19 protein-coding genes are annotated in these 20,555 nt (G+C 63.2%); 14 read left to right on the top strand and 5 right to left on the bottom strand.

The annotated features are described in order from the left end of the window. The first annotated feature begins 38 nt into the window (after window positions 1-38). From ffh to H9627_RS00660, 4 genes are all read left to right on the top strand, one after another. Window positions 39-1,688 (top strand): signal recognition particle protein, encoded by a 1,650-nt coding sequence (gene ffh, locus H9627_RS00675; protein ID WP_191732107.1) that lies wholly within the window; start codon window positions 39-41, stop codon window positions 1,686-1,688. A gap of 93 nt (window positions 1,689-1,781) precedes the next feature. Next, window positions 1,782-3,191, top strand: a complete 1,410-nt coding sequence (locus H9627_RS00670; RefSeq protein WP_318247733.1) for an MFS transporter — start codon at window positions 1,782-1,784, stop codon at window positions 3,189-3,191. A 61-nt stretch (window positions 3,192-3,252) separates the two neighbouring features. Next, window positions 3,253-4,161, top strand: a complete 909-nt coding sequence (locus tag H9627_RS00665; RefSeq protein WP_191732106.1) for an ABC transporter ATP-binding protein — start codon at window positions 3,253-3,255, stop codon at window positions 4,159-4,161. After that, entirely contained in the window at window positions 4,158-5,027 is an 870-nt protein-coding gene (locus tag H9627_RS00660; protein WP_191732105.1) for an ABC transporter permease, read from the top strand. The genes H9627_RS00665 and H9627_RS00660 overlap by 4 nt, the downstream gene beginning before the upstream one ends. 74 nt (window positions 5,028-5,101) lie before the next feature. On the opposite strand, the gene H9627_RS00655 is transcribed toward H9627_RS00660, so the two are convergent. After that, window positions 5,102-5,578 carry an ankyrin repeat domain-containing protein gene (locus H9627_RS00655; RefSeq protein ID WP_191732104.1) on the bottom strand — a complete coding sequence of 159 codons (477 nt, stop codon included), beginning with the start codon at window positions 5,576-5,578 and terminating at the stop codon, window positions 5,102-5,104. 294 nt (window positions 5,579-5,872) lie between these two features. Between H9627_RS00655 and rpsP the strand changes: the two genes are divergently transcribed. Then, entirely contained in the window at window positions 5,873-6,379 is a 507-nt protein-coding gene (rpsP, locus tag H9627_RS00650; protein WP_191732103.1) for a 30S ribosomal protein S16, read from the top strand. A 69-nt stretch (window positions 6,380-6,448) separates the two neighbouring features. On the opposite strand, the gene H9627_RS00645 is transcribed toward rpsP, so the two are convergent. Both H9627_RS00645 and H9627_RS00640 read right to left on the bottom strand, forming a co-directional pair. After that, the gene (locus tag H9627_RS00645) at window positions 6,449-6,796 is read right to left on the bottom strand and encodes a cupin domain-containing protein (protein WP_191732102.1); all 348 of its coding nucleotides are present in this window, start codon (window positions 6,794-6,796) and stop codon (window positions 6,449-6,451) included. Next, a complete protein-coding gene (locus tag H9627_RS00640; protein WP_191732101.1) occupies window positions 6,797-7,159 on the bottom strand; it encodes a cupin domain-containing protein in 363 nt (120 codons plus the stop codon). A 112-nt stretch (window positions 7,160-7,271) separates the two neighbouring features. Between H9627_RS00640 and rimM the strand changes: the two genes are divergently transcribed. The 5 genes from rimM to H9627_RS00615 all read left to right on the top strand — a co-directional run bounded on the left by rimM (window position 7,272) and on the right by H9627_RS00615 (window position 10,529). Beyond that, window positions 7,272-7,781 carry a ribosome maturation factor RimM gene (gene rimM, locus H9627_RS00635; protein WP_191732100.1) on the top strand — a complete coding sequence of 170 codons (510 nt, stop codon included), beginning with the start codon at window positions 7,272-7,274 and terminating at the stop codon, window positions 7,779-7,781. 27 nt (window positions 7,782-7,808) lie between these two features. Continuing rightward, a complete protein-coding gene (gene trmD / locus H9627_RS00630; RefSeq protein WP_191732099.1) occupies window positions 7,809-8,684 on the top strand; it encodes a tRNA (guanosine(37)-N1)-methyltransferase TrmD in 876 nt (291 codons plus the stop codon). Window positions 8,685-8,722: 38 nt separating this feature from the next. After that, window positions 8,723-9,463: a DedA family protein gene (locus H9627_RS00625; RefSeq protein ID WP_404826182.1), complete on the top strand. Its 741-nt coding sequence runs from the start codon at window positions 8,723-8,725 to the stop codon at window positions 9,461-9,463. 72 nt (window positions 9,464-9,535) lie between these two features. Further along, complete coding sequence (locus tag H9627_RS00620; RefSeq protein WP_191732098.1) at window positions 9,536-9,907, top strand: hypothetical protein; 372 nt, start codon at window positions 9,536-9,538, stop codon at window positions 9,905-9,907. Window positions 9,908-9,989: 82 nt separating this feature from the next. Continuing rightward, window positions 9,990-10,529 (top strand): hypothetical protein, encoded by a 540-nt coding sequence (locus H9627_RS00615; RefSeq protein ID WP_191732097.1) that lies wholly within the window; start codon window positions 9,990-9,992, stop codon window positions 10,527-10,529. Window positions 10,530-10,672: 143 nt separating this feature from the next. Here H9627_RS00615 and H9627_RS00610 read toward each other — a convergent pair whose 3' ends face one another. After that, window positions 10,673-10,993 (bottom strand): CBU_0592 family membrane protein, encoded by a 321-nt coding sequence (locus H9627_RS00610; protein ID WP_191732096.1) that lies wholly within the window; start codon window positions 10,991-10,993, stop codon window positions 10,673-10,675. Between the two features lie 25 nt (window positions 10,994-11,018). Next, window positions 11,019-11,327: a CBU_0592 family membrane protein gene (locus H9627_RS00605; protein WP_191732095.1), complete on the bottom strand. Its 309-nt coding sequence runs from the start codon at window positions 11,325-11,327 to the stop codon at window positions 11,019-11,021. A 739-nt stretch (window positions 11,328-12,066) separates the two neighbouring features. Between H9627_RS00605 and H9627_RS00600 the strand changes: the two genes are divergently transcribed. The 4 genes from H9627_RS00600 (at window position 12,067) to acnA (ending at window position 20,527) form a co-directional block, all read left to right on the top strand. Then, window positions 12,067-13,971 carry a heavy metal translocating P-type ATPase gene (locus H9627_RS00600; RefSeq protein ID WP_191732094.1) on the top strand — a complete coding sequence of 635 codons (1,905 nt, stop codon included), beginning with the start codon at window positions 12,067-12,069 and terminating at the stop codon, window positions 13,969-13,971. Window positions 13,972-13,999: 28 nt separating this feature from the next. Next, on the top strand, window positions 14,000-16,315 hold the full coding sequence (locus tag H9627_RS00595) for a Tex family protein (protein ID WP_191732093.1): 2,316 nt from the start codon (window positions 14,000-14,002) through the stop codon (window positions 16,313-16,315). Between the two features lie 38 nt (window positions 16,316-16,353). Next, the gene (locus tag H9627_RS00590; protein WP_191732092.1) at window positions 16,354-17,490 is read left to right on the top strand and encodes a TIGR04053 family radical SAM/SPASM domain-containing protein; all 1,137 of its coding nucleotides are present in this window, start codon (window positions 16,354-16,356) and stop codon (window positions 17,488-17,490) included. Between the two features lie 229 nt (window positions 17,491-17,719). Then, window positions 17,720-20,527, top strand: a complete 2,808-nt coding sequence (gene acnA / locus H9627_RS00585; RefSeq protein ID WP_191732091.1) for an aconitate hydratase — start codon at window positions 17,720-17,722, stop codon at window positions 20,525-20,527. Window positions 20,528-20,555: the final 28 nt, after the last annotated feature.

Here is a 20,555-nt window from a genome sequence, read left to right as displayed (position 1 = left end):
TAGAAACCCCGCACTCTAGAACCACTGGGAGTTCATTCGTGTTTGAGTCACTGTCCGATCGGTTGAACAATGCCCTCAAGGGCCTGCGTGGCAAAGGCAAGCTCACCGAGGCTGACATCAATGCAACAGCACGTGAGATCCGCCTCGCGCTGCTTGAGGCCGACGTGTCGCTTACCGTCGTGCGCTCCTTCATCGGCCGTGTCAAGGAACGTGCCACCGGTGCCGAGGTCTCCCAGGCACTGAACCCTGCACAGCAGGTCATCAAGATCGTCAATGAGGAACTCGTGACGATCCTCGGTGGTGAGACCCGCCGGATCCAGCTGGCGAAGAACCCCCCGACGGTGATCATGCTCGCCGGTCTGCAGGGTGCGGGTAAAACCACCCTCGCCGGTAAGCTCTCCAAGCACCTGGCTGCCCAGGGACACACCCCGATGCTGGTCGCCTGTGACCTCCAGCGCCCGGGTGCGGTCCAGCAGCTCCAGATCGTCGGTGAGCGCGCCGGTGTCACCACCTTCGCACCGGATCCCGGCACCAGCATTGATTCCTATGAGCATGAGATGGGCACCAGCCACGGTGATCCCGTCGCCGTGGCGCAGGCCGGTATCGAGGAGGCCAAGCGCACCCAGCATGACATCGTCATCGTGGATACCGCCGGCCGCCTGGGTATCGATGACACCCTGATGACCCAGGCCCGCAACATCCGTGACGCCATCAACCCCGATGAGGTTCTCTTCGTCATCGACTCGATGATCGGTCAGGACGCCGTGGACACCGCGGAGGCCTTCCGCGACGGTGTTGATTTCACCGGTGTCGTGCTCACCAAGCTCGACGGTGACGCCCGTGGTGGTGCCGCCCTGTCCATCCGTGAGGTCACCGGCAAGCCGATCATGTTCGCCTCCACCGGTGAGAAGCTCGAGGACTTCGATGTCTTCCACCCGGAGCGCATGGCCAGCCGCATCCTCGGCATGGGTGATGTGCTCTCGCTCATCGAGCAGGCCGAGTCCGTCATGGATCAGGACAAGGCGGAGGCCGCGGCGAAGAAACTGGGTTCCGGTGAGCTGACGCTCGAGGACTTCCTCGACCAGATGCTCATGATCCGTCGCATGGGCCCGATCGGCAACATCCTCAAGATGCTGCCCGGTGGCAAGCAGATGTCAGATATGGCGGACATGGTCGATGAGAAGCACCTCGACCGCATCCAGGCCATCATCCGCGGCATGACCCCGGCGGAGCGTGAGGATCCGAAGATCCTCAACGCCTCCCGACGCAAGCGCATCGCCAACGGTTCCGGCGTGACCGTCTCCGAGGTCAACCAGCTGGTGGAGCGCTTCTTCGAGGCGAAGAAGATGATGGGCAAGATGGCCGGCCAGTTCGGCATGGGCCCGGGCACCCGCAGTGCCACCAAGAAGCAGGCCAAGGGCCGCAAGGGTAAGAACGGCAAGCGTAAACCGGCCAAGAAGGGCCCAACGCAGCCGAAGATGCCCATGGGCGGCATGCCGGGTATGCCCGGCATGGGTGGCATGCCCGGCATGGGTGGTGCCGGAATGCCTGACCTGGCGGAGCTGCAGAAACAGCTCGGTGCCGCCGGTGCCGCAGGCGGTGGCATGCCGAAGATCCCGGGTATGCCGAAACTGCCGAAGGGGATGGAGAACATCGACCTCGACAATCTGGACTTCGGGAAGAAATAAACGTCGACAAGCACCACCTGCAGGGCCCCGGGATGACCGCAACGGTCACCCGGGGCCCTGCGCCCGTACAGTGAAAAACCCAAGGAGGTGCGCGTGACCAGGACTCTTGCAGATCTCGATGCCCGGGGCAGAATGATCCTGCTCTACACCTGCTGTCTCAGCGTGTTCATCGTCAGCATGGACGGGTACGCGGTCAGCGTCGCCCTGCCCGAGATCGGCGTGTCCCTGGGGGCGGATGTCTCCCAGCTGCAGTGGGTGATCAGTGCCTACGCGCTGTCCACCGCCGGGTTCCTCATGCTGGCGGGGTCGGTGGCGGATCGGATCGGGCGCAGGAAGGTCTTCCAATTCGGCCTGTCCCTGTTCACCCTGGGATCCCTGTTCAGTTCCCTGGCGCCCACCGTGGAGATCCTCATCGCCGCCCGTGTCCTGCAGGGCCTCGGTGGATCGATGTTGAACCCGGTGGCCCTGTCGATCATCTCCAACACCTTCAGCGATGCCGGTGCCCGCGCCCGGGCGCTCGGTATCTGGAGCAGCGTGATCGGTATTTCCATGGCCCTGGGGCCACCGATCGGGGGTCTGCTCGTGAACCTGATCTCCTGGCGCGCGGTCTTCTGGCTCAACATCCCCATCGCCGTGGCCGCGATCGTCCTGGCAGCCCAGTTCATCCCCGAATCCCGGGCCGCCACCCACCGGCGACTTGATCCACCCGGTCAGGTCCTGATGATCTTCTTCCTGGCAGGTCTGAACATCGGCCTGATCCAGGGTGGTGCGCTGGGTTGGACGCATCCGTTCGTGCTCGGTGCCTTCCTCGTGGCCACCACCGCGATCATCCTGTTCATCTGGTGGGAGAACCGGGCCACCGAGCCACTGCTGGCACCGGCGTTCTTCCGGTCCCGGACCTTCAGCGTCGCGGTGATCTCCGCGGTGCTCGCGTTCATCTCCACCACGGGCATCCTGTTCAGTATCACCCTGTTCCTGCAGAACACCCGCGGGCTCACCCCGATGCAGGCCGGGCTCATGCTTCTGCCACTGGCGGTGATGGTGGCGGTGTCCTCACCGGTGTCCGGCCGGCTGGTCGCCGCCTATGGTCCGGCGCCCTCCCTCATGATCGCCGGTGCGGTCATGGCCACCGGTGGTCTTCTGCTCACCTTCCTCGGCCAGAACACACCCCTGTGGCACCTGGGTCTGGCCTTCGGGGTCTACGGCATCGGATTCGGTCTCGTCAACACCCCGATCACCAACGCGGCCGTGTCCGGACTGCCCCGGGACCAGTCCGGCACCGCCGCGGCGGTCACCTCCACCGCGCGGCAAGGAGGCAACTCGCTGGGGGCGGCGATCTTCGGGTCTATCCTCGTTGCCCGGATGGCTGAAACAGCTGGTGATGGCGGGGTGGACCCGGCTGCCGCCTACACCCCGCTGTGGTGGATTGTCACCGCGATCGGGCTGGTGATCCTGCTGTGCGGATGGTCTGTCCGGAAATTTCGTGTGGACTCACGGGGGTAGTACCTTAAATGCAGTGGGGAACTCATGAATGGCCTTCCCCGACAATTCTGTGGAAGGTATCATGACCGCGATTCTGAGAGTCAAGGATCTGGTGAAGAAATACGGCGACAGCACTGCCGTGAACTCCCTGAGCTTTGACGTGGAAAAAGGCTCGATCTTTGCATTCCTGGGGGAAAACGGTGCTGGTAAAACCACCACCATCTCCTGCCTCACCGGCATCATCGAACAGACCTCCGGTGAGATCGAGATCCTGGGGGACACCCCGGCGTCCCAGTCCATCGGGGTGGTTTTCCAGCAGTCCGTGCTGGATCCGTTGCTGACCGCACGGGAGAATCTGGAGACCCGCGCCCGCCTGTACCCGGGGGTGACCCGCGAGCGTATCGACGAACTGATCACCCGCATCGGTCTCACCGAATTCCAGGACCGCCGGTATGGGCTGTTGTCAGGGGGCGAGAAACGCCGCACCGACATCGCCCGTGCCCTGCTGCACAGCCCCGTCATCCTCTTCCTGGATGAACCCTCCGCCGGCCTGGATCCCCGGTCCCGCTACCAGGTGTGGGAGACCATCAACTCCCTGCGCGATGATTCCGGGCTGACGGTGTTTCTCACCACCCACTACATGGAGGAAACCGAACTGGCCGACAACGTCCTCATCATCGAAGGCGGTGAGGAGGTGGCATCGGGAACCCCGATGCAGCTGCGTGCCCGGTATTCCCCGACACAGCTGGTGCTGCGCACCGACCACCCGGATCAGCTCATCGCCCAGCTGCCCGGCCGTGATGTCACCGTCGATGGTGACCGTGTCCGCGTGCTGGTCGCCGACGGACTGGAGGCCACCCGGATCGCCGTCGGACTGGAGGGTGTGTTGGATGTGGAGATCCGTCACGGGTCCATGGACGATGTCTTCCTCGCGGTGACCAACGTTCCCGGTGCCCACACCACACGGCACACCCTGGGGGCGGTTTCGTGATCTGGACCCTGACCCGCCGCCACCTCCTGTGTTTCTTCCGCGACCGGTGGGCGGTGTTGTTCTCGGTGCTCGGCGCACTGGTGTTGTTCGTGCTTTATGTCCTGTTCCTGGGCAAGATGCAGATCGATTCGCTCGCGGAGAGCGTGCCACCGGAGGCCCGTGATGATGTCTCCACCTTTGTGCTTAACTGGGTGTTCTCCGGCATCCTGGTCACCTCAGCGATCACCGTGCCCCAGGCCGGTCTGGGGGTGCTGGTGGAGGACCGCACGCAGGGCAGGGTGAAGGACTTCCTGGTCTCCCCGGTGGGTCGCGGACAACTCACCGGTTCCTATATTCTCGCGGCGATCATCATCACCCTGGTGATCCTCACCGTGGAGGTGGTGGTGGGTGCCACGATCCTGGCGCTGCTGGGACACGGTTCGCTCACCCTCGGTGGCCTGGTGGAACTCTACGGTGTCCTGCTTCTGCTCACCGCCACGTTCTCCGGTATCGCGGCGTTCATGGTCACCCTGGTCACCTCCCAGGCGGCCATGTCGGGACTGGCCAGTCTCGTGGGCACGCTCGCGGGTTTCCTCGCCGGTGCCTATATCCCACCGGTGGCACTGCCGTCGTTTGTGGTCAACATGATGAACCTGTTGCCCTTCGCCCCGGCGGCGATGCTGGTGCGCGGACCGGTGGCGGAACCGGCGCTCATGGATGTCGGCTTCCCACCGGAGATGGTCGAGGAGCTGCAGTTCGGCTATGGCACCCGCATTGAACTCTTCGGCACCGAGATCGGCCCGTGGATGATCGTCGGCATCATCGCCGTCTGGGGTCTGATCTTCGGCGGCATCGCGATCTCACGGATGCGCAGCGTCATCAGGTGATCTGACGGTGACCTGAAAGCCAGCAGCCCCGGACCCCTCCGCACTGGATGGGGTCCGGGGCCATTGCTGTGCCGTTACATCAGGTCCTCCGGGCTGACACCGTTGCAGTCACGCAGGCGCTGATTCGCCCCGGCCCGCAGGAGCACCTCCACGACGGCGGAATCCGGGAGGTGATTGGCTGTGGCGTGCCAGAGCGGGGTGCGGTTGTGGCAGTCCACAGGATCCACGGGGGCCCCGGCATTGATGAGGATCTCCGCGACACCGTCATCACCTGCAACCGCAGCCAGGTGCAGGGCGGTGGTGCCCCGGGGGTCGGTCAGGGTGGGGTCGGCATGCAGATCAAGCAGGCGGGCGACCACCATGAGGTTGCCCGCCTCGGCGGCACGCATGAGTACTGTTCGGTCTCTGTCATCACGGGCATTGGGCCCGGCGTTGCCGAGGAATCTGCTGATGCCGGTGAGATCCCCTGCAAGCATGATGTCATCGAAGCGGCCACCATCCACATGAGTGATCAGGTTATGGCCGTCATTACCAGAGGCAATTGGAAACACACTAGAAGAATCTACTCCCTGAGCGGGAGGAACGCACCTATTCAGCGGTGGATTGCCAGCGTTCCACACGTCCACACACCGGGGATTTCAGTTTTCTGTCGTGCACCCGCTAAGGTGGTTTAGGTTGTCTGCACCCGCATGGGTGTGGATTGCGCCTAAGACTTTCCTGCGTAATGCCGCCAACGACCCCGGTCGTCCGGTGCCGTCACACGCAGGTTAAACAAGAAGGGTTGAACCGGCTCACCAACAAGAGGTGGGTGTCTGTACTGCCCAGTGACCACGTGAGGAACACACATGGCTGTCAAGATCAAGCTCCAGCGTCTCGGTAAGATCCGTACCCCGCACTACCGCGTTGTCGTCGCTGACGCACGCACCAAGCGCGACGGTAAGGTCATCGAGAACATCGGCATCTACGAGCCGAAGCAGGAACCATCCGTCATCAAGATCAACTCCGAGCGCGCCCAGCACTGGCTCTCCGTTGGCGCTCAGCCAACCGAGTCTGTTGCTGCACTGCTCAAGGTGACCGGTGACTGGCAGAAGTTCAAGGGCATCGAGGGTGCCGAGGGTACCCTGCGTGTCGCCGAGGAGAAGCCATCCAAGCTCGACTTGTTCAACCAGGCTCTCTCCGAGGCCAACAACGGTCCGACCGCTGAGGCCATCACCGAAAAGAAGAAGAAGGCCCGCGAGGAGAAGGAAGCCAAGGAAGCAGCTGAGAAGGCTGCTGCCGAGAAGGCTGCCGCTGCTGAGGCCGAGGCTTCCGAGGAAGCCCCAGCTGAAGAGGCTGCTTCCGAAGAGGCATAAAGCCACCTTCGTTTAAAAGAACCGTTCCCTTCCGGGGGAGCGGTTCTTTTTGCTTGCGAACGCCCCGATTCAATCTCCTGGCCGGTGGCGCTCACCGGTAAGCATGGTCAGCAACATGACCGCCTCCCCCTCTGCATCAACCGGATAGTCCACCCGGTGGGTGATGTGTTCCTTAAGGTGCACGACGGAACCGGGGGACAGGGTGACCGTCTCATCACCGTAGCTGAACAGGATCTCACCCTTGAGGGAGCACACCGTGATGGGGTGGGCCGCCCGGTGATCGGGCAGACAGTGGCCGGGGGAGAAGGTGAACACGATGAGGTTGGCACCATCACCCTGCAGGATCCTCTTCACCGCCGGCCGTGGTTTATCCGGCTGGGCGGGCGGGGCCGCCTCGAGGATGTTGAAGAACTCCATCTAATCCACCTTCCGGTGTCCCGTGAGCAGGGTGACCAGGATAGTGGCGGGTTCGGTGGCATCCGGGGTGGCCTGCACATGGTGGGTTACCGCCTCCTCGAGGTGCACCAGGGTGCCCTGCCTCATGCGCACCGTGGTGTCCGCCAGGATAAGATCCACCTCCCCGTCAAGACACTGGATGGTGAGGGGATGGGCCGCGTGGTGCTCGCCGAGTACCTGGCCGGGGGAGAAGGTGAAACTGATCAGATCCACCCCATCGGCCTTGAGGATGCGTCGGGTGGCCGGGAGTGCGCGCTCGGGGTCCGGGGTGGTCACGGAGCCGGGGAGCTCAACCACGCTCAGGCCCGGGATGTCGGTGTTCATGTCTTCGGTCTCCTCAGTACGTTGATCCGGGTGGGTGACCTCCCACCGTAGTCCCTGATATGAAGGGCGCGGTGTGCACCGACCCGCACCCGGTGGCCTAGAATTTCTACCCATGACGACAGAGCTGCAGATCGGCAGAGTGATCAAGTCCCACGGCATCAAGGGTGAGGTCGTGGTCGAGGTGACCACCGATGATCCCGATACCCGTTACGCCCCGGGCGAGGTGCTGCACGGCAGGCAGACCGGCCGGGAACACACCCTCACCATCGACACCGCCCGCGCCCACCAGGGACGCTTGCTCATCAAGTTCGAGGAGATCCCAGACCGCACCACGGCGGACTCCCTGCGCGGTACCCGCTTCTTCGCGCCACCCCTGGAACGGGAGGATGACAGTGAGGGGTTCTACGACTACGAGCTGGAGGGCCTGCGCATCATCCATGACGGTGCGGATATCGGTGTGGTCACCGGCGTGATGCACGGTCCCGCCGGTGAGATCCTCGAGGTGGAGCTGACCGCCGGCAAGGAGGTGCTCATTCCGTTTGTTCACGCCATTGTTCCCGAGGTGGATCTGGAGGCCGGGACCGCCACGATCACCCCGCCGGACGGCCTGCTGGATCTCTAGTCGGGGGTTGTGGCGGTCATTGGTAGATTGAATGCCGTGACTAGTGCCAACGACAACACCGATAACCGCCACCTGCGTCTGGACGTGGTGACCATCTTCCCGGAGTACCTCGATCCGCTGCGCCACGCGCTGCTGGGCAAGGCCATCGAGGATGGGTACCTCGAGGTCGGTGTCCATGACCTGCGTGACTGGGCCACCGGTGGGCACAAGGCCGTCGATGACACCCCCTATGGTGGCGGCCCCGGCATGGTGATGAAACCGGAGGTGTGGGGACCGGCCCTGGATGACGTTGCCGCAGGCAAGGTCGCGGGCTGGGAACTGGAGTCCGCAACCCCGCACAGAAACGTCGCGCGGCACGACGAGCTGGCGGGCGTCGACAAGCACTCCTATGAGGGTGAGGACGCCGACCTGCCCCTGCTGCTCGTGCCCACCCCGGCCGGCAAGCCGTTCACGCAGGCCGATGCGCAGGCGTGGTCGAATGAGAACCACATCGTGTTCGCATGTGGCCGCTATGAGGGCATTGACCAGCGCGTCATCGACGATGCGCGCACCCGGTACCGCGTGCGCGAGGTGTCCATCGGTGACTATGTGCTCATCGGCGGGGAAGTGGCGGTGCTGGTCATCGCCGAGGCCGTGGTGCGCCTGATCCCCGGCGTGCTGGGCAACCGCCGGTCCCACGAGGAGGACAGCTTCTCCGACGGGCTGCTTGAGGGCCCGTCGTATACCAAACCCCGGACCTGGCGCGGGCTGGACGTGCCCGAGGTGCTGTTCTCCGGCAATCACGCAAAGGTGGACCGGTGGCGGCGTGACCAGGCGTTGTTGCGCACCCAGCGGGTGCGACCCGAGCTTCTCGACGCCGTGGATCTCACCACCGAAGACCGGAAAGTACTCGGACTGGACTAACATCACTCCGGATACCCCTACACATTTAAGGATCATGCGTGACCGAGAAGCCCGATGACACCGCAGGACACGTCGATGAGCAAGCTGTCGGCACACCTGCCCCGGCCACCAAGCCCGAGCCGGAGCTGCCGAGGTTCCTCTCCAACCCGGAGAAGATGGACATCGTCCTGTTCGTCCTGCTCATGGCCATGGCGGTGTACTCCATCTGCATGATCCCCCTGCGCGCCTGGCTGCTCACCCACCCGCTGGCCTACACCCTGCTGGTCGGTGGTTATACCAGCGCCGTGGTCGGTGGCGCCAACGCGTCGGTGGGCAACGGGGTGTTCTGGGTCTACCTGCTGTGCACCGTGGTGGGCGCGGTGAAGTTCATGCCCGTCTACTGGCTCATGGGCCGGCGTTGGGGCATGGAGTTCATTGAGATGTCCCTGCAGTACATGCCCCGCGCCCACCGGATGTTCCGCACTGCCGTGGAGAAGGAATCCTCCACCATGTACGCGTGGGTGATCGGCCTGGTCCCCCTGGGTTACCTGCCGGGACCGGTGCCGGGCACCATACTCAACGCGGTCGCCGGCCTGCTCAAGATCAGGTTCAGCATCATGCTGGCCTGGAATGTGGTGTGCATCCTGGTGGTCAACGGACTGATGATGTGGCTGGGCTACAGCTTCGGTGATCAGGTGCTCGATGTGGTCAATGTGATCAACAAATACCTGCTGTGGATCACCCTGGCCCTGGTGGGCGTGGCCGTGTACCGGGCGCGCAAACAGGTGGCCAAGAAGTAGGAGGGACCCTGTTATAGGTGCAGAACCCGGAGTAGCGTGGGCAGCACAGAGCAACCACTGAAGGAGGCTGCCATGCGCACCGTATCCACCGACCTCAACATCCTCATCCGACCCGAGGAACTCACCCAGGCCATCGCGACCATGCCGGAAGGCCTGAAGAAAGCCGGGTACCGGGTCACGGAGATCCATGCCCAGGCCGTTGACCTGACCTGCGAGCCGGACAACATGCTGGTCACCCAGTTCGCCCAGACCAAGGGATACCCACCAATCAACGAGGTCCTCCACCGCGTCGTTCTCAACGGCGAATCCGATGCTGCCCTGAAGGACCTCACCCAACAGGTGGTGAAGAACCTGCCGAAGGGTGTCTACTGGTACGGCACCTCGCTGGAGGGTTCCACCGAACCGGGCGTGAACGCTGCCTGCGCGTGGCAGCACGGTAACTGATCTGCATGAGGTGATCATTGTCCAAAGTTCACCATGCGTCCGTTCCCCCAACAGCGTCATCGCATACTGCTAGGCTGAGGGAATGAAACTCCGCTCCGCCCGGGCGGGAGTGGTCGCGCTGACCATGTTGGCCACCGGCCTGGTCTCCTGTGGAAACGTCATTACCGCCGACGTCCGGGGCGATACCGCTTTTTCCCTCAATGAGCGTGGCGACCTACTGGTCCACCTCGACACCTGTGACTACTCCGCCGTCAAGATCAATATAGTTGCAGGCCGGGAACATCTACAGGGCAGCGAGGTTAACCCCACCCTGGGAACCGTGGTCACCGACCAACCACAACAAGGCAGATTCACCGTGAACATGATCACCCCGGAATCACCCTGGCGGGTGGAACAACCCCTGGAACCCAGAGAAAGTCCTGACCTGCTCATCATCTCATCCACCATTACCGACCGATCTGTGGCGGGTAAGGATGAAGCCATCCCGCAGGTCTCCGCAACCATGAGTGAGATTGCCGCCCTCGCACCGGGTGAGGTGTTGATCAATGAGTGGGTGGGTGGTGAGGAACTGATCCGCAATGTCGCTATCGCCGAAGCTGATTTCTCCGCATCCTGCCAGTGATATCTGTGTCCCTTCAGCCATCCGCCACCGGGCATCGGCGGGTTTCCCCACCGGAGCGCTCACCAGAGAACAAGGTGAGTGCAATCTGACACCCCACATGTGGTCGTTCAGATTTACCTTTCGGACCTGCCCTCAATCCGGTTTCAGCTGGCCATGCTGCTGTGCTGGGGGGAGTTGTTGTCAGCCACGTTGATATCCACAACGGTCTCCGCACCCTTGCTGCCGAAAAAGATCTTCCATAGAAATCCCACAGCCACCCCGATCCAGACGAGCTCGGTGATCAACAGACCGGGGTTGAAGGGCGAGAGTGCGGTATAGGCAAAGCCCAGCGCACCCAGAATATTCAATGACTGGTACAACGGGGACTTCGTGGTCAAGATGCCGAAGTTCATCAGGCCGTACGCCGCGACAAGGAAGATACCGGCGACGATGCCGATCTCGTGGGAAAAAATTAAGGTTTCCACGGTTCACGCTCTATTTCTTAATCCGCTATGCGGCGACGGGGTGCAGGGTCTGGGGCAGTGGGGGAGCTGATGGGGACGGCAGGGCCTTCTGGGCGCGGCGTTTCCTCCAGATGGTGATGATGCCGTACAGACCGAGCAGTGCCCAGATCAGTTCGGCCCAGAAGACACCGGCATTCATGGGGTTGGCTGCGGAGGCGGCCAGGAAACCGGCCCCGAGGAAATTGAGGATCTGATACGTGTAGTGATCTGGGGTCAGCTTGCCCATGTTGAGCAGGGCGAAGGCGGCGAGCAGGGCAATTGAGGCGACGAGGCCAAGGAACACCATGGTGGACATAGCGGTGTCCTTCCTGTGTGAGGAGTGAGGGGATTGCGCGTGGAAAAAGGGGTCTGCAAAAACGCAGCGATACTGTTTGTTTTTTTGGGGGATGATCCCCGCGGGGATGCATCAGTAGTGTTCTGATGGGATCTCAGACATGATGTGACAGTGGACCCCTGATAGAGGATCTACGGATTTACGTATGGCATTGACCCCCTCCCCTGCATCCCCGGGATGACCACAGGGACGGGTGGACTGCATCAGGGTGCTGTCACATACGCATTATTGAGATATCAGAGTTCTTCCCCCGTGGGTGGGTTTGTGATGACCCGCGCTAAGCGGTGGTTCCGCCTGGGCCTTCCCATCGGGAGTTCGGCCAAGTATCCCTGTGACAGTATCGTTATGCAACTCTAGGGGTGGAGGGGTGGGGTAGATGATGGTGGGAACAGGACAGCAGGGGTGGAAAACCCCACGACGTGTCCGGGTGAATTTGCCGCCAGCCCTCGCCAGTACCGGTGCCTGTGCCGGTGTCCGAGACCGGGAGCTGACACCGGTCTACAGCAGAACCGGATCAGGTATCCCGTCGGTGATATACGCATGCGTGCAGTCACCGCGACGAGCACTTCTGAGCTAAACACGAACGCACAGCGTGACGGGTGGCACCGGAGATGAAACAGTGAGATAACACCGCATCAGGCTTCATAAGGGAATCCTATCCTGCCTGGTCAACTAGCTTTTTATTGGTTATGGTGGAGGCATGAACGCCGCGACGCATACCCCAGCCGTGAAATCTCCCGCCACCGTTCCGACACAACCCAACAGAATGCGGGAATTCTTCGGCTCCCGTGACGGCGTGATCGCCACCGCAACCCTGGTGGCCATCGCGCTGTTCCTGATTCTGCGTTTCGCCGTGGGCCTGGAGGGCTTTGCCGCCTCCTGGCCGCTCGTCGTGATCGTCATCGGTGGCGGTATCCCGCTGGGGATTGATGTGGTCAAATCAGCCATCGCCACCCGTGGCGGTGCCGACACCCTTGCTGCGGTCTCCATCATCGCCTCCGTGTTACTGGGGGAGTGGCTGGTGGCCGCCATCGTGGTGCTCATGCTCTCCGGTGGTGAGGCACTGGAGGAGGCGGCCTCCAAGAGGGCCTCGGCGACACTTGACGCCCTGGCCAGACGTGCCCCGCAGATCGCCCACCGCAGGAACCCGGACGGTACCACCGCGGACATTGCCATCGAGGAGGTCCGCATCGGTGATGAACTGGTGGTCTTGCCCCATGAGCTGTGTCCGGTGGACGGTGAGGTGATCTCCGGTCACGGTGCCATGGATGAGTCCTTCCTGACCGGTGAGCCCTATGTGGTGAGCAAGTCTGAAGGGTCCCAGGTGATCTCGGGTGCGATCAACGCGGATGATGCCCTGGTGATCCGGGCGACGGCCCTGGCGGAGGATTCCCGTTATGCCAGCATCGTGGGTGTGCTGCGTGAGGCGGAGACCAACCGTCCGGAGATGCGTCGGCTCGCTGACCGTCTTGGAGCCTGGTATACCGTGCTTGCCCTGACCATGGGCGCGATCGGCTGGATCATCTCCGGGGATCCGACCCGCTTCCTTGCCGTTGTGGTCATCGCCACCCCGTGTCCGCTGCTGATCGGTGTCCCGGTGGCCATCATCGGTGCGATCAACCTGGCGGCCAGGCGCGGCATTATCATCAAGAATCCGGGCATCCTGGAGGCGGTGTCCCGGGTGGATACCGTCATGTTCGACAAGACGGGAACCCTCACCTACGGACGTCCCGTGATTACCCACTTCCAGACCACCGGCGGCCTCGATGAGGATTATGCCCTGGCGCTGGCAGCGGCCGTGGAGCGCTATTCCCGCCATCCCCTGGCCACCGCCATTGTTGAGGAGGCTGACGCCCGTGGAGTAGACAAACTCACGGTGGATTCGATCTCTGAGAAACCCGGCCAGGGATTGACCGGTGTCGTCGACGGTCTTGAGGTCAAACTGACCAGCCGCAAGGCGTTGGCGGATTCCTCCTTCCTGCCCCAGGACCAGGCGGGAATGGAATCGGTGATGCTTCTCGACGGTGAATTCGCCGCCTTCATCCAGTTCCGTGATGAACCGCGCAGGTCTGCCGCTGATTTCATCGCCCACCTGGGCAAGAAACACGGCACCACCGAGACCATGATCATCTCCGGTGACCGCGCCTCCGAGGCGGAGTACCTGGCGGAGAAGGTCGGCATCAAGACCGTCCACGCGGGGGTGAGCCCGGAGGGCAAACTCGAACTGGTCCGTGAACACAACAAACGGGGCAAGACACTGTTTCTGGGTGACGGCATCAACGACGCCCCGGCGATGGCCACCGCGACCGTCGGTGTGGCCTTCGGTGCCGGTTCGGATGTGACCATGGAAGCCGCTGATGCGGTGGTCCTGGATTCCTCCCTGGAGCGTCTGGACAACCTCATCCATATTGGTGCCCGCATGCGAAGGATCGCACTACAGACCGCGATCGGTGGCATGGCGCTGTCCTTCATCGGCATGGTGTTGGCGGTGTTCGGCCTGCTGACCCCGCTGATGGGTGCGATCGCCCAGGAGGTCATCGATGTGCTCGCCATCCTCAATGCAGCCCGGGTACCGTTCACCAAGAAGAAGCTGAGCGACTTCTAAACCGGGCGTACCGGCTAGAATCGCGAGAATGTCAGTAATCTCGATTTCCAGCACGATCGCACGCGAACTCGGTGTCCGTGAGGAGCAGGTGGTTGCGGCCATCACGCTTCTCGACGAGGGAAACACCGTCCCCTTCATCTCCCGCTACCGCAAGGAGGTCACCGGTGGCCTCGATGACACCCAGCTGCGCCAACTGGAGGACCGTCTGGGTTACCTGCGTGAGTTGGAGGACCGCAAGAAGACAATCCTCGAGGCCATCAAGGAGCAGGGCCAGCTCACCGATGACCTCCGCACCCTGATCCTGGGGTGTGAGACCAAGGCGCGCCTGGAGGATCTCTACCTTCCGTTCAAGAAGCGTCGCCGCACCAAGGCCGACATCGCCCGCGAGGCCGGCCTGGAGGAGCTGGTTGATGTGCTTATCGACGCCCCCACCACCGACGCCACCGGTGAGGCGGCACGTTTTATCACCGACGGCTTCGAGGACACCAGGAAGGTGCTGGAGGGTGCCCGTGCGATCCTCATCGACCGTTTTGCCCTGGACGCAGACCTGGTGGGCGAGGTCCGTGAACAGATGTCCCGGACCGGTTCCCTCACCGCCTCCGTGGTGGCGGGCAGGGAGACCGAGGGTGCGAAGTTCAAGGATTACTTCGAGTTCAATGAACCCTTCGACTCCCTGCCCTCACACCGCATCCTGGCGCTGTTGCGCGGTGAGAATGAAGGCGTGCTCCAGCTGAACCTGGACGCCGGCGATGACACCATCTACGAGGGCATGATCGCCGACCGTTTCTCCCTGGACACCAGGGGCTCAAGCTGGCTGGCTGAGGCGGTGCGGTGGGGATGGCGCACCAAACTCTATGTCTCCTCCGGCCTGGATGTCCGCATGCGGCTGAAGGAAAAGGCCGAGGCCGGTGCACTCGACATCTTCGCCACCAACCTCCGTGATGTGCTGTTGGCCGCACCCGCGGGGCAGCGCGCCACCATCGGCCTGGACCCGGGGTTCCGCAACGGTGTGAAGGTGGCCGTGGTGGATTCCACCGGTAAGGCCCTGGACACCACCATCGTCTACCCCCACCAGCCACAGAACCGGTGGACGGATGCGGTGCAGGAACTGGCCGGTCTGTGCGCCACGCACGGGGTGGAGCTGATGGCCGTGGGTAACGGCACCGCCTCCCGGGAGACGGAGAAACTCGCCGGTGAGGTCGCCGATCTGATCAAACAGGCCGGCGGTACCCGCCCGACCCCGGTGATGGTCTCGGAATCCGGGGCGTCGGTGTATTCCGCCTCCGAGATCGCCGCGGAGGAATTCCCCGACATGGATGTCTCCCTGCGTGGTGCGGTCTCCATCGCCCGGCGTCTGCAGGATCCTCTGGCGGAACTGGTCAAGATCGACCCCAAGGCCATCGGCGTGGGTCAGTACCAGCATGATGTGAACCAAACAGCCCTGGCCAGAACACTCGATGCCGTGGTGGAGGACACTGTCAATGCCGTGGGCGTGAACCTCAACACCGCATCCGCGCCGCTGCTCACCCGGGTCGCGGGTGTCAGTACCACCCTGGCCACCAACATCGTGGCCTACCGTGATGAGCACGGTGGGTTCTCCTCACGCAGGGAGCTGAACAAGGTGCCGCGCCTGGGGCCGAAGGCCTTCCAGCAGTGCGCCGGCTTCCTGCGCATCGACGGTGGGAAGGATCCACTCGATGCCTCCGCGGTGCACCCCGAGGCCTATCCGGTGGTCAAACGCATCGTCAAGGCCACCGGCATGGGTATCGGCGACCTCATCGGCAATACCGCGGTGCTCTCCTCCCTGCGCCCGGCGGATTTCGCCGATGAGCAGTTTGGTATCCCCACCGTCACCGATATCATCGCCGAGCTGGACAAACCCGGCCGCGATCCCCGCCCGGAGTTCAAGACAGCCACCTTCAAGGAGGGCGTGGAGAAGATCTCCGACCTCACCCCGGGCATGATCCTGGAGGGCACCGTGACCAATGTGGCGGCGTTCGGTGCCTTCGTTGATGTGGGAGTCCACCAGGACGGGCTGGTGCATGTCTCCGCGATGAGCGATAAGTTCATCTCCGATCCGCATGAAGTGGTCCGCTCCGGCCAGGTGGTGAAGGTGAAGGTCATGGAGGTGGATGTGGACCGCAAACGCATCGGCCTGTCCCTACGCCTGAATGATGAACCGGGCCAGCCTGCCAAGAAGCCCCAGCGCAACAACCCACGTGGAGGCCGCAACGACGGCAGAACCCCGGCCCGTGGTGGGCAGGGGCAGCGTCGACAAGCACCGTCCGCACCGGCAGGTGGCGCCATGTCCGATGCACTCAGGCGGGCGGGCCTGGGGCGCTAGATTTTTCTACGGGACTATCCGGGTTTAATATAGAGTGTATGACTCGCAGTCCGATGGTCCGGCAGGTCCGACATGACCTCAACGTCAAACCCTTCATCGCCATCTGGGAGGTGACGCGGGCCTGCCAGCTGGTCTGTCGGCACTGCCGGGCCGATGCCCAGCATGAGCCCGCGCCCGGCCAGTTGAGCACCGAGGAGGGGTTCGCCCTCCTGGACTCGCTGGCCACCTATGATCATCCGCGTCCGCTGGTGGTCCTCACCGGCGGTGATCCCTTCGAGCGTGGCGATATCACGGAACTGACCCGGTACGGTACCGGTCTCGGGCTCAATATCTCGCTGTCACCCTCGGTGACACCACGCCTGACCCGCGACAGGCTCGTCGAGCTGCGGGAGGCCGGCGGGTCGGCGTTATCGCTCTCCCTGGACGGTGCCGTGGCAGAAACGCACGATCATTTCCGGGGTTTCGCGGGCACCTTTGACCAGACCGTGGAGATGGCGCGGGTGGTCACTGATGTCGGTTACCGGCTGCAGATCAATTCGACGCTGACCGCGGGAAACGTGCGTGAGGCACCGGCGCTGCTGGCCCGTGTCATTGACCTGGGCGCGCGGCTGTGGAGCGTGTTCTTCCTCGTGCCCACGGGGCGTGGTGCCGGTCTGGGCGCACTGGATGCCGACGAGCGGGAGGAGGTCCTCCACTGGCTTCACGACGTCTCGGACCGCGTGGCCATCAAAACCACCGAGGCGCCCCAGTATCGGCGCGTCGTGCTGCAACGTACGCAGGGGCGTAGTTATGAGGGTGGGGAGCTGTACCGGTACCTGACGGCAGAAACCACCCGGCTGCTGGGTGAAAGGCCCACCACGCCCCGTCGGCCCCGGCCGCCGATGGCGGTCAACGCGGGCAGTGGCTTCGTGTTCATCGACCATCTGGGCGATGTGTATCCCAACGGGTTCCTTCCCCTGCACTGCGGAAACGTCAAGGAGACACCCCTGCCGGAGATCTACTCCGACTCCCCGGTCTTCCGGTCCCTGCGGGACCCCTCCACATGGCTGGGAAAATGTTCGGTCTGCGAGTTCGCCACGGTCTGCGGGGGCTCCCGGTCCACGGCCTACGCGATCACCGGTGACCCTCTGGCCTCCGATCCAACCTGCTCCCATGTTCCTGCGGCCTGGACATAAGGCGCTCCGGGTATCGACGCTGGGCTCCTGACGTCCGGAATCCGGGGAGGTTCTGGGCTAGGCTGGGACACACCCACGCCCGTGTAACGTAGATCACAGGGGTAGGGGGTCCAGTCGGACGAGATGACCCGTCAGACGCCGCGACCGTCATATGTCGCCAGAGAAGAGATGCTTGTGGCTGAGCCCGACTGTTCCACTGATCACTGAAATCGTCGAAAGGACGATGAAGATGAGCTCAAACAGTTTCAATTCCCGCGATACCCTCAAGGTGGGGGACAAGTCCTATGAAATCCACCGACTGGACAGCATTCCCGGATCCACCCGGCTCCCGTACAGCCTGAAGGTGCTGCTGGAGAACCTGTTGCGCAATGAGGACGGCCGCGTTGTCACCGCCGCGCAGGTTGAGGCGCTGCAGGCCTGGGATCCCAAGAACGTCGGTGACATCGAAATCCAGTACACCCCGGCCCGGGTGCTCATGCAGGACTTCACCGGTGTGCCCTGCGTCGTTGACCTGGTGGCCATGCGTGATGCGATGACCGAACTGGGCGGTGACCCGAAGAGGATCAACCCCCTGATCCCCGGTGAACTCGTGATCGACCACTCGGTCATCGCCGATGTGTTCGGCACCCCGGATGCAGCCAGGCAGAACTCCGAGTTGGAGTTCGAGCGCAATCACGAGCGCTACCAGCTGCTGCGATGGGCGCAGCAGTCCTTCAACGACTTCGTGGTGGTCCCACCGGACACCGGCATCTGCCACCAGGTCAACCTGGAATACCTCTCCCGGGTGGTCTTCACGCGGGACGGGGACGACGGCGTTGTCCAGGCCTACCCGGACACGCTGGTGGGTACCGACTCCCACACCCCGATGGTCAACGGCCTCGGTGTGCTCGGTTGGGGAGTCGGCGGCATCGAGGCGGAGGCCGCCATGCTCGGCCAGCCGATGAGCATGCTGATCCCCGAGGTGATCGGACTGAAACTGACCGGTGAACTGCCTGAGGGAACCACAGCGACCGACCTCGTGCTCACAGTTGCGGAGCTGCTCCGCAAGACCGGGGTGGTGGGCAAATTTGTCGAGTTCTTCGGTCCCGGTGTCAGGAACATCCCCCTGGCCAACCGCGCGACCCTGGGCAACATGAGCCCCGAATACGGTGCTACCTGTGCAATCTTCCCCATCGATGAGGAGACGCTGGACTACATGAGGCTGACCGGCCGGGCGGAGGACCAGATCAACCTGGTCGAGGCCTATGCCAAGGAACAGGGCATGTGGCACGACCCGGACAACCCGGCGGATTACAGCGAGGTCCTCGAACTGAACCTGGCTGAGGTAGTGCCCTCCATCGCAGGTCCCCGCCGCCCACAGGACCGCATCGAACTGGGTGACGCCCCGGCCACCGTGCTGAGCATCCTCCACGGGGAGGGAGTCATCTCCCAGTTCAAGGACGGCAGCATTGATGATGCCTCCGCTGATTCCTTCCCCGCCAGTGACCCGGTATCTCCCACACCGGGCCAGACCCCCGACGAACCACCGAGGCGCCTGAGCCGGGAACAGCTGACCGCGAACGCCAAGCTCGGCTGGCCCAGTGACCCGGTTGACGTGGTCATCGGAGACACCACCGCGATCGTCGATCACGGTGATGTGGTCATCGCCGCCATCACCTCGTGCACCAACACCTCCAACCCTTCAGTGATGATCGGTGCGGGACTGGTGGCGAAGAAAGCTGTCGAGGCGGGCATCACGAGCCGTCCGTGGGTCAAGACCACCCTCGCCCCGGGTTCCAGGGTGGTCACCGACTACCTCGACCGGGCGGGTTTGAGCCCCTATCTGTCCCAGCTGGGCTTCGATCTGGTGGGTTATGGCTGTACCACCTGTATCGGCAACTCCGGACCGCTGATCCCCGAGGTCAGCGGTGCAGTCCGGGGGAATGACCTCAATGTGTCCTCCGTCCTGTCGGGCAACCGCAACTTCGAGGGGCGCATCCACCCTGAGGTGAAGATGAACTTCCTGGCCTCCCCGCCGCTGGTCATCGCCTATGCCCTGGCGGGCAGTCTGCACACGGATCTGCTCACCGAACCACTGGCCACCAACAGCGACGGCGAGGATATCTACCTGCGGGATATCTGGCCGAGCTCCGCGGAGATCAAGGAGGTGGTGGACGCCACCATCGCAGCCGAGCTGTTTGTGGACGGGTACTCCGATGTGTTCACCGGTGATGAGAACTGGCGCGGGATGGATGTCCCCGAGGGGGACAAGTTCACCTGGAGTGAGGAATCCACCTACATCCGTAAACCCCCCTACTTTGATGGGATGAGCCTGGAACCGGAACCGGTACGCGATATCACCGGCGCCCGGGTGCTGGCCCTGCTGGGCGACTCGGTGACCACCGACCACATCTCACCGGCGGGATCCATCAACCCGTCCTCACCGGCCGGGAAGTACCTCCAGTCGCAGGGTGTGGAACCAAGGGATTTCAACTCCTATGGTTCCCGCCGTGGCAATCACGAGGTGATGGTGCGCGGTACCTTCGCCAACGTCCGTCTCCGCAACCAGGTAGCCCCCGGCACTGAGGGCGGTGTGACCAGGCGCTTCCCGGATGGGGAGGAGACCAGCATCTACGATGCGGCCATGCGCTACGCCGAGGAGGGTGTTCCACTGGTGGTCATCGCCGGCGCGGAATACGGCTCCGGTTCCTCGCGTGACTGGGCAGCCAAGGGCACGACACTGCTGGGCGTGCGCGCCGTCATCGCGGAATCCTATGAGAGGATCCACCGCTCCAACCTGATCGGCATGGGTGTGGTGCCCCTGCAGTTCAAGGACGGTGAGAACGCCGAGAGTCTGGGCTTCACCGGTGAGGAGATCTTCTCCGTGACCGGTTTTGAAGGCCACGACGATGTCCCGGAGGAGGTCACCGTCCGAGCGGAATCCGACGGGAAGGATCCGGTGGAGTTCACCGTCACCGTCCGCATCGACACCCCCGCGGAGGAGAGCTACTTCCAGCACGGCGGCATTCTCCCGTACATGCTGCGACAGATGCTCTAGGGAGCCTCAACGCCGTGGCGGGCGCGGC

It is taken from the genome of Corynebacterium gallinarum (genome assembly GCF_014837045.1).
Taxonomy (GTDB): Bacteria; Actinomycetota; Actinomycetes; order Mycobacteriales; family Mycobacteriaceae; genus Corynebacterium; species Corynebacterium gallinarum.
Note: the sequence above shows the minus strand (reverse complement) of the source record. Positions and strands in the feature narration are given on the sequence as shown.

What these genes read in the sequence shown, in the direction of transcription:
- H9627_RS00665 (WP_191732106.1), top strand. Translation starts at nt 3,253, where the DNA reads ATGACCGCGATTCTGAGAGTCAAGGATCTGGTGAAGAAATACGGCGAC.
- rpsP (WP_191732103.1), top strand. Translation starts at nt 5,873, where the DNA reads ATGGCTGTCAAGATCAAGCTCCAGCGTCTCGGTAAGATCCGTACCCCG.
- H9627_RS00645 (WP_191732102.1), bottom strand. Translation starts at nt 6,796, where the DNA reads ATGGAGTTCTTCAACATCCTCGAGGCGGCCCCGCCCGCCCAGCCGGAT.
- H9627_RS00640 (WP_191732101.1), bottom strand. Translation starts at nt 7,159, where the DNA reads ATGAACACCGACATCCCGGGCCTGAGCGTGGTTGAGCTCCCCGGCTCC.
- rimM (WP_191732100.1), top strand. Translation starts at nt 7,272, where the DNA reads ATGACGACAGAGCTGCAGATCGGCAGAGTGATCAAGTCCCACGGCATC.
- H9627_RS00620 (WP_191732098.1), top strand. Translation starts at nt 9,536, where the DNA reads ATGCGCACCGTATCCACCGACCTCAACATCCTCATCCGACCCGAGGAA.
- H9627_RS00615 (WP_191732097.1), top strand. Translation starts at nt 9,990, where the DNA reads ATGAAACTCCGCTCCGCCCGGGCGGGAGTGGTCGCGCTGACCATGTTG.
- H9627_RS00605 (WP_191732095.1), bottom strand. Translation starts at nt 11,327, where the DNA reads ATGTCCACCATGGTGTTCCTTGGCCTCGTCGCCTCAATTGCCCTGCTC.
- H9627_RS00600 (WP_191732094.1), top strand. Translation starts at nt 12,067, where the DNA reads ATGAACGCCGCGACGCATACCCCAGCCGTGAAATCTCCCGCCACCGTT.
- H9627_RS00595 (WP_191732093.1), top strand. Translation starts at nt 14,000, where the DNA reads ATGTCAGTAATCTCGATTTCCAGCACGATCGCACGCGAACTCGGTGTC.
- H9627_RS00590 (WP_191732092.1), top strand. Translation starts at nt 16,354, where the DNA reads ATGACTCGCAGTCCGATGGTCCGGCAGGTCCGACATGACCTCAACGTC.
- acnA (WP_191732091.1), top strand. Translation starts at nt 17,720, where the DNA reads ATGAGCTCAAACAGTTTCAATTCCCGCGATACCCTCAAGGTGGGGGAC.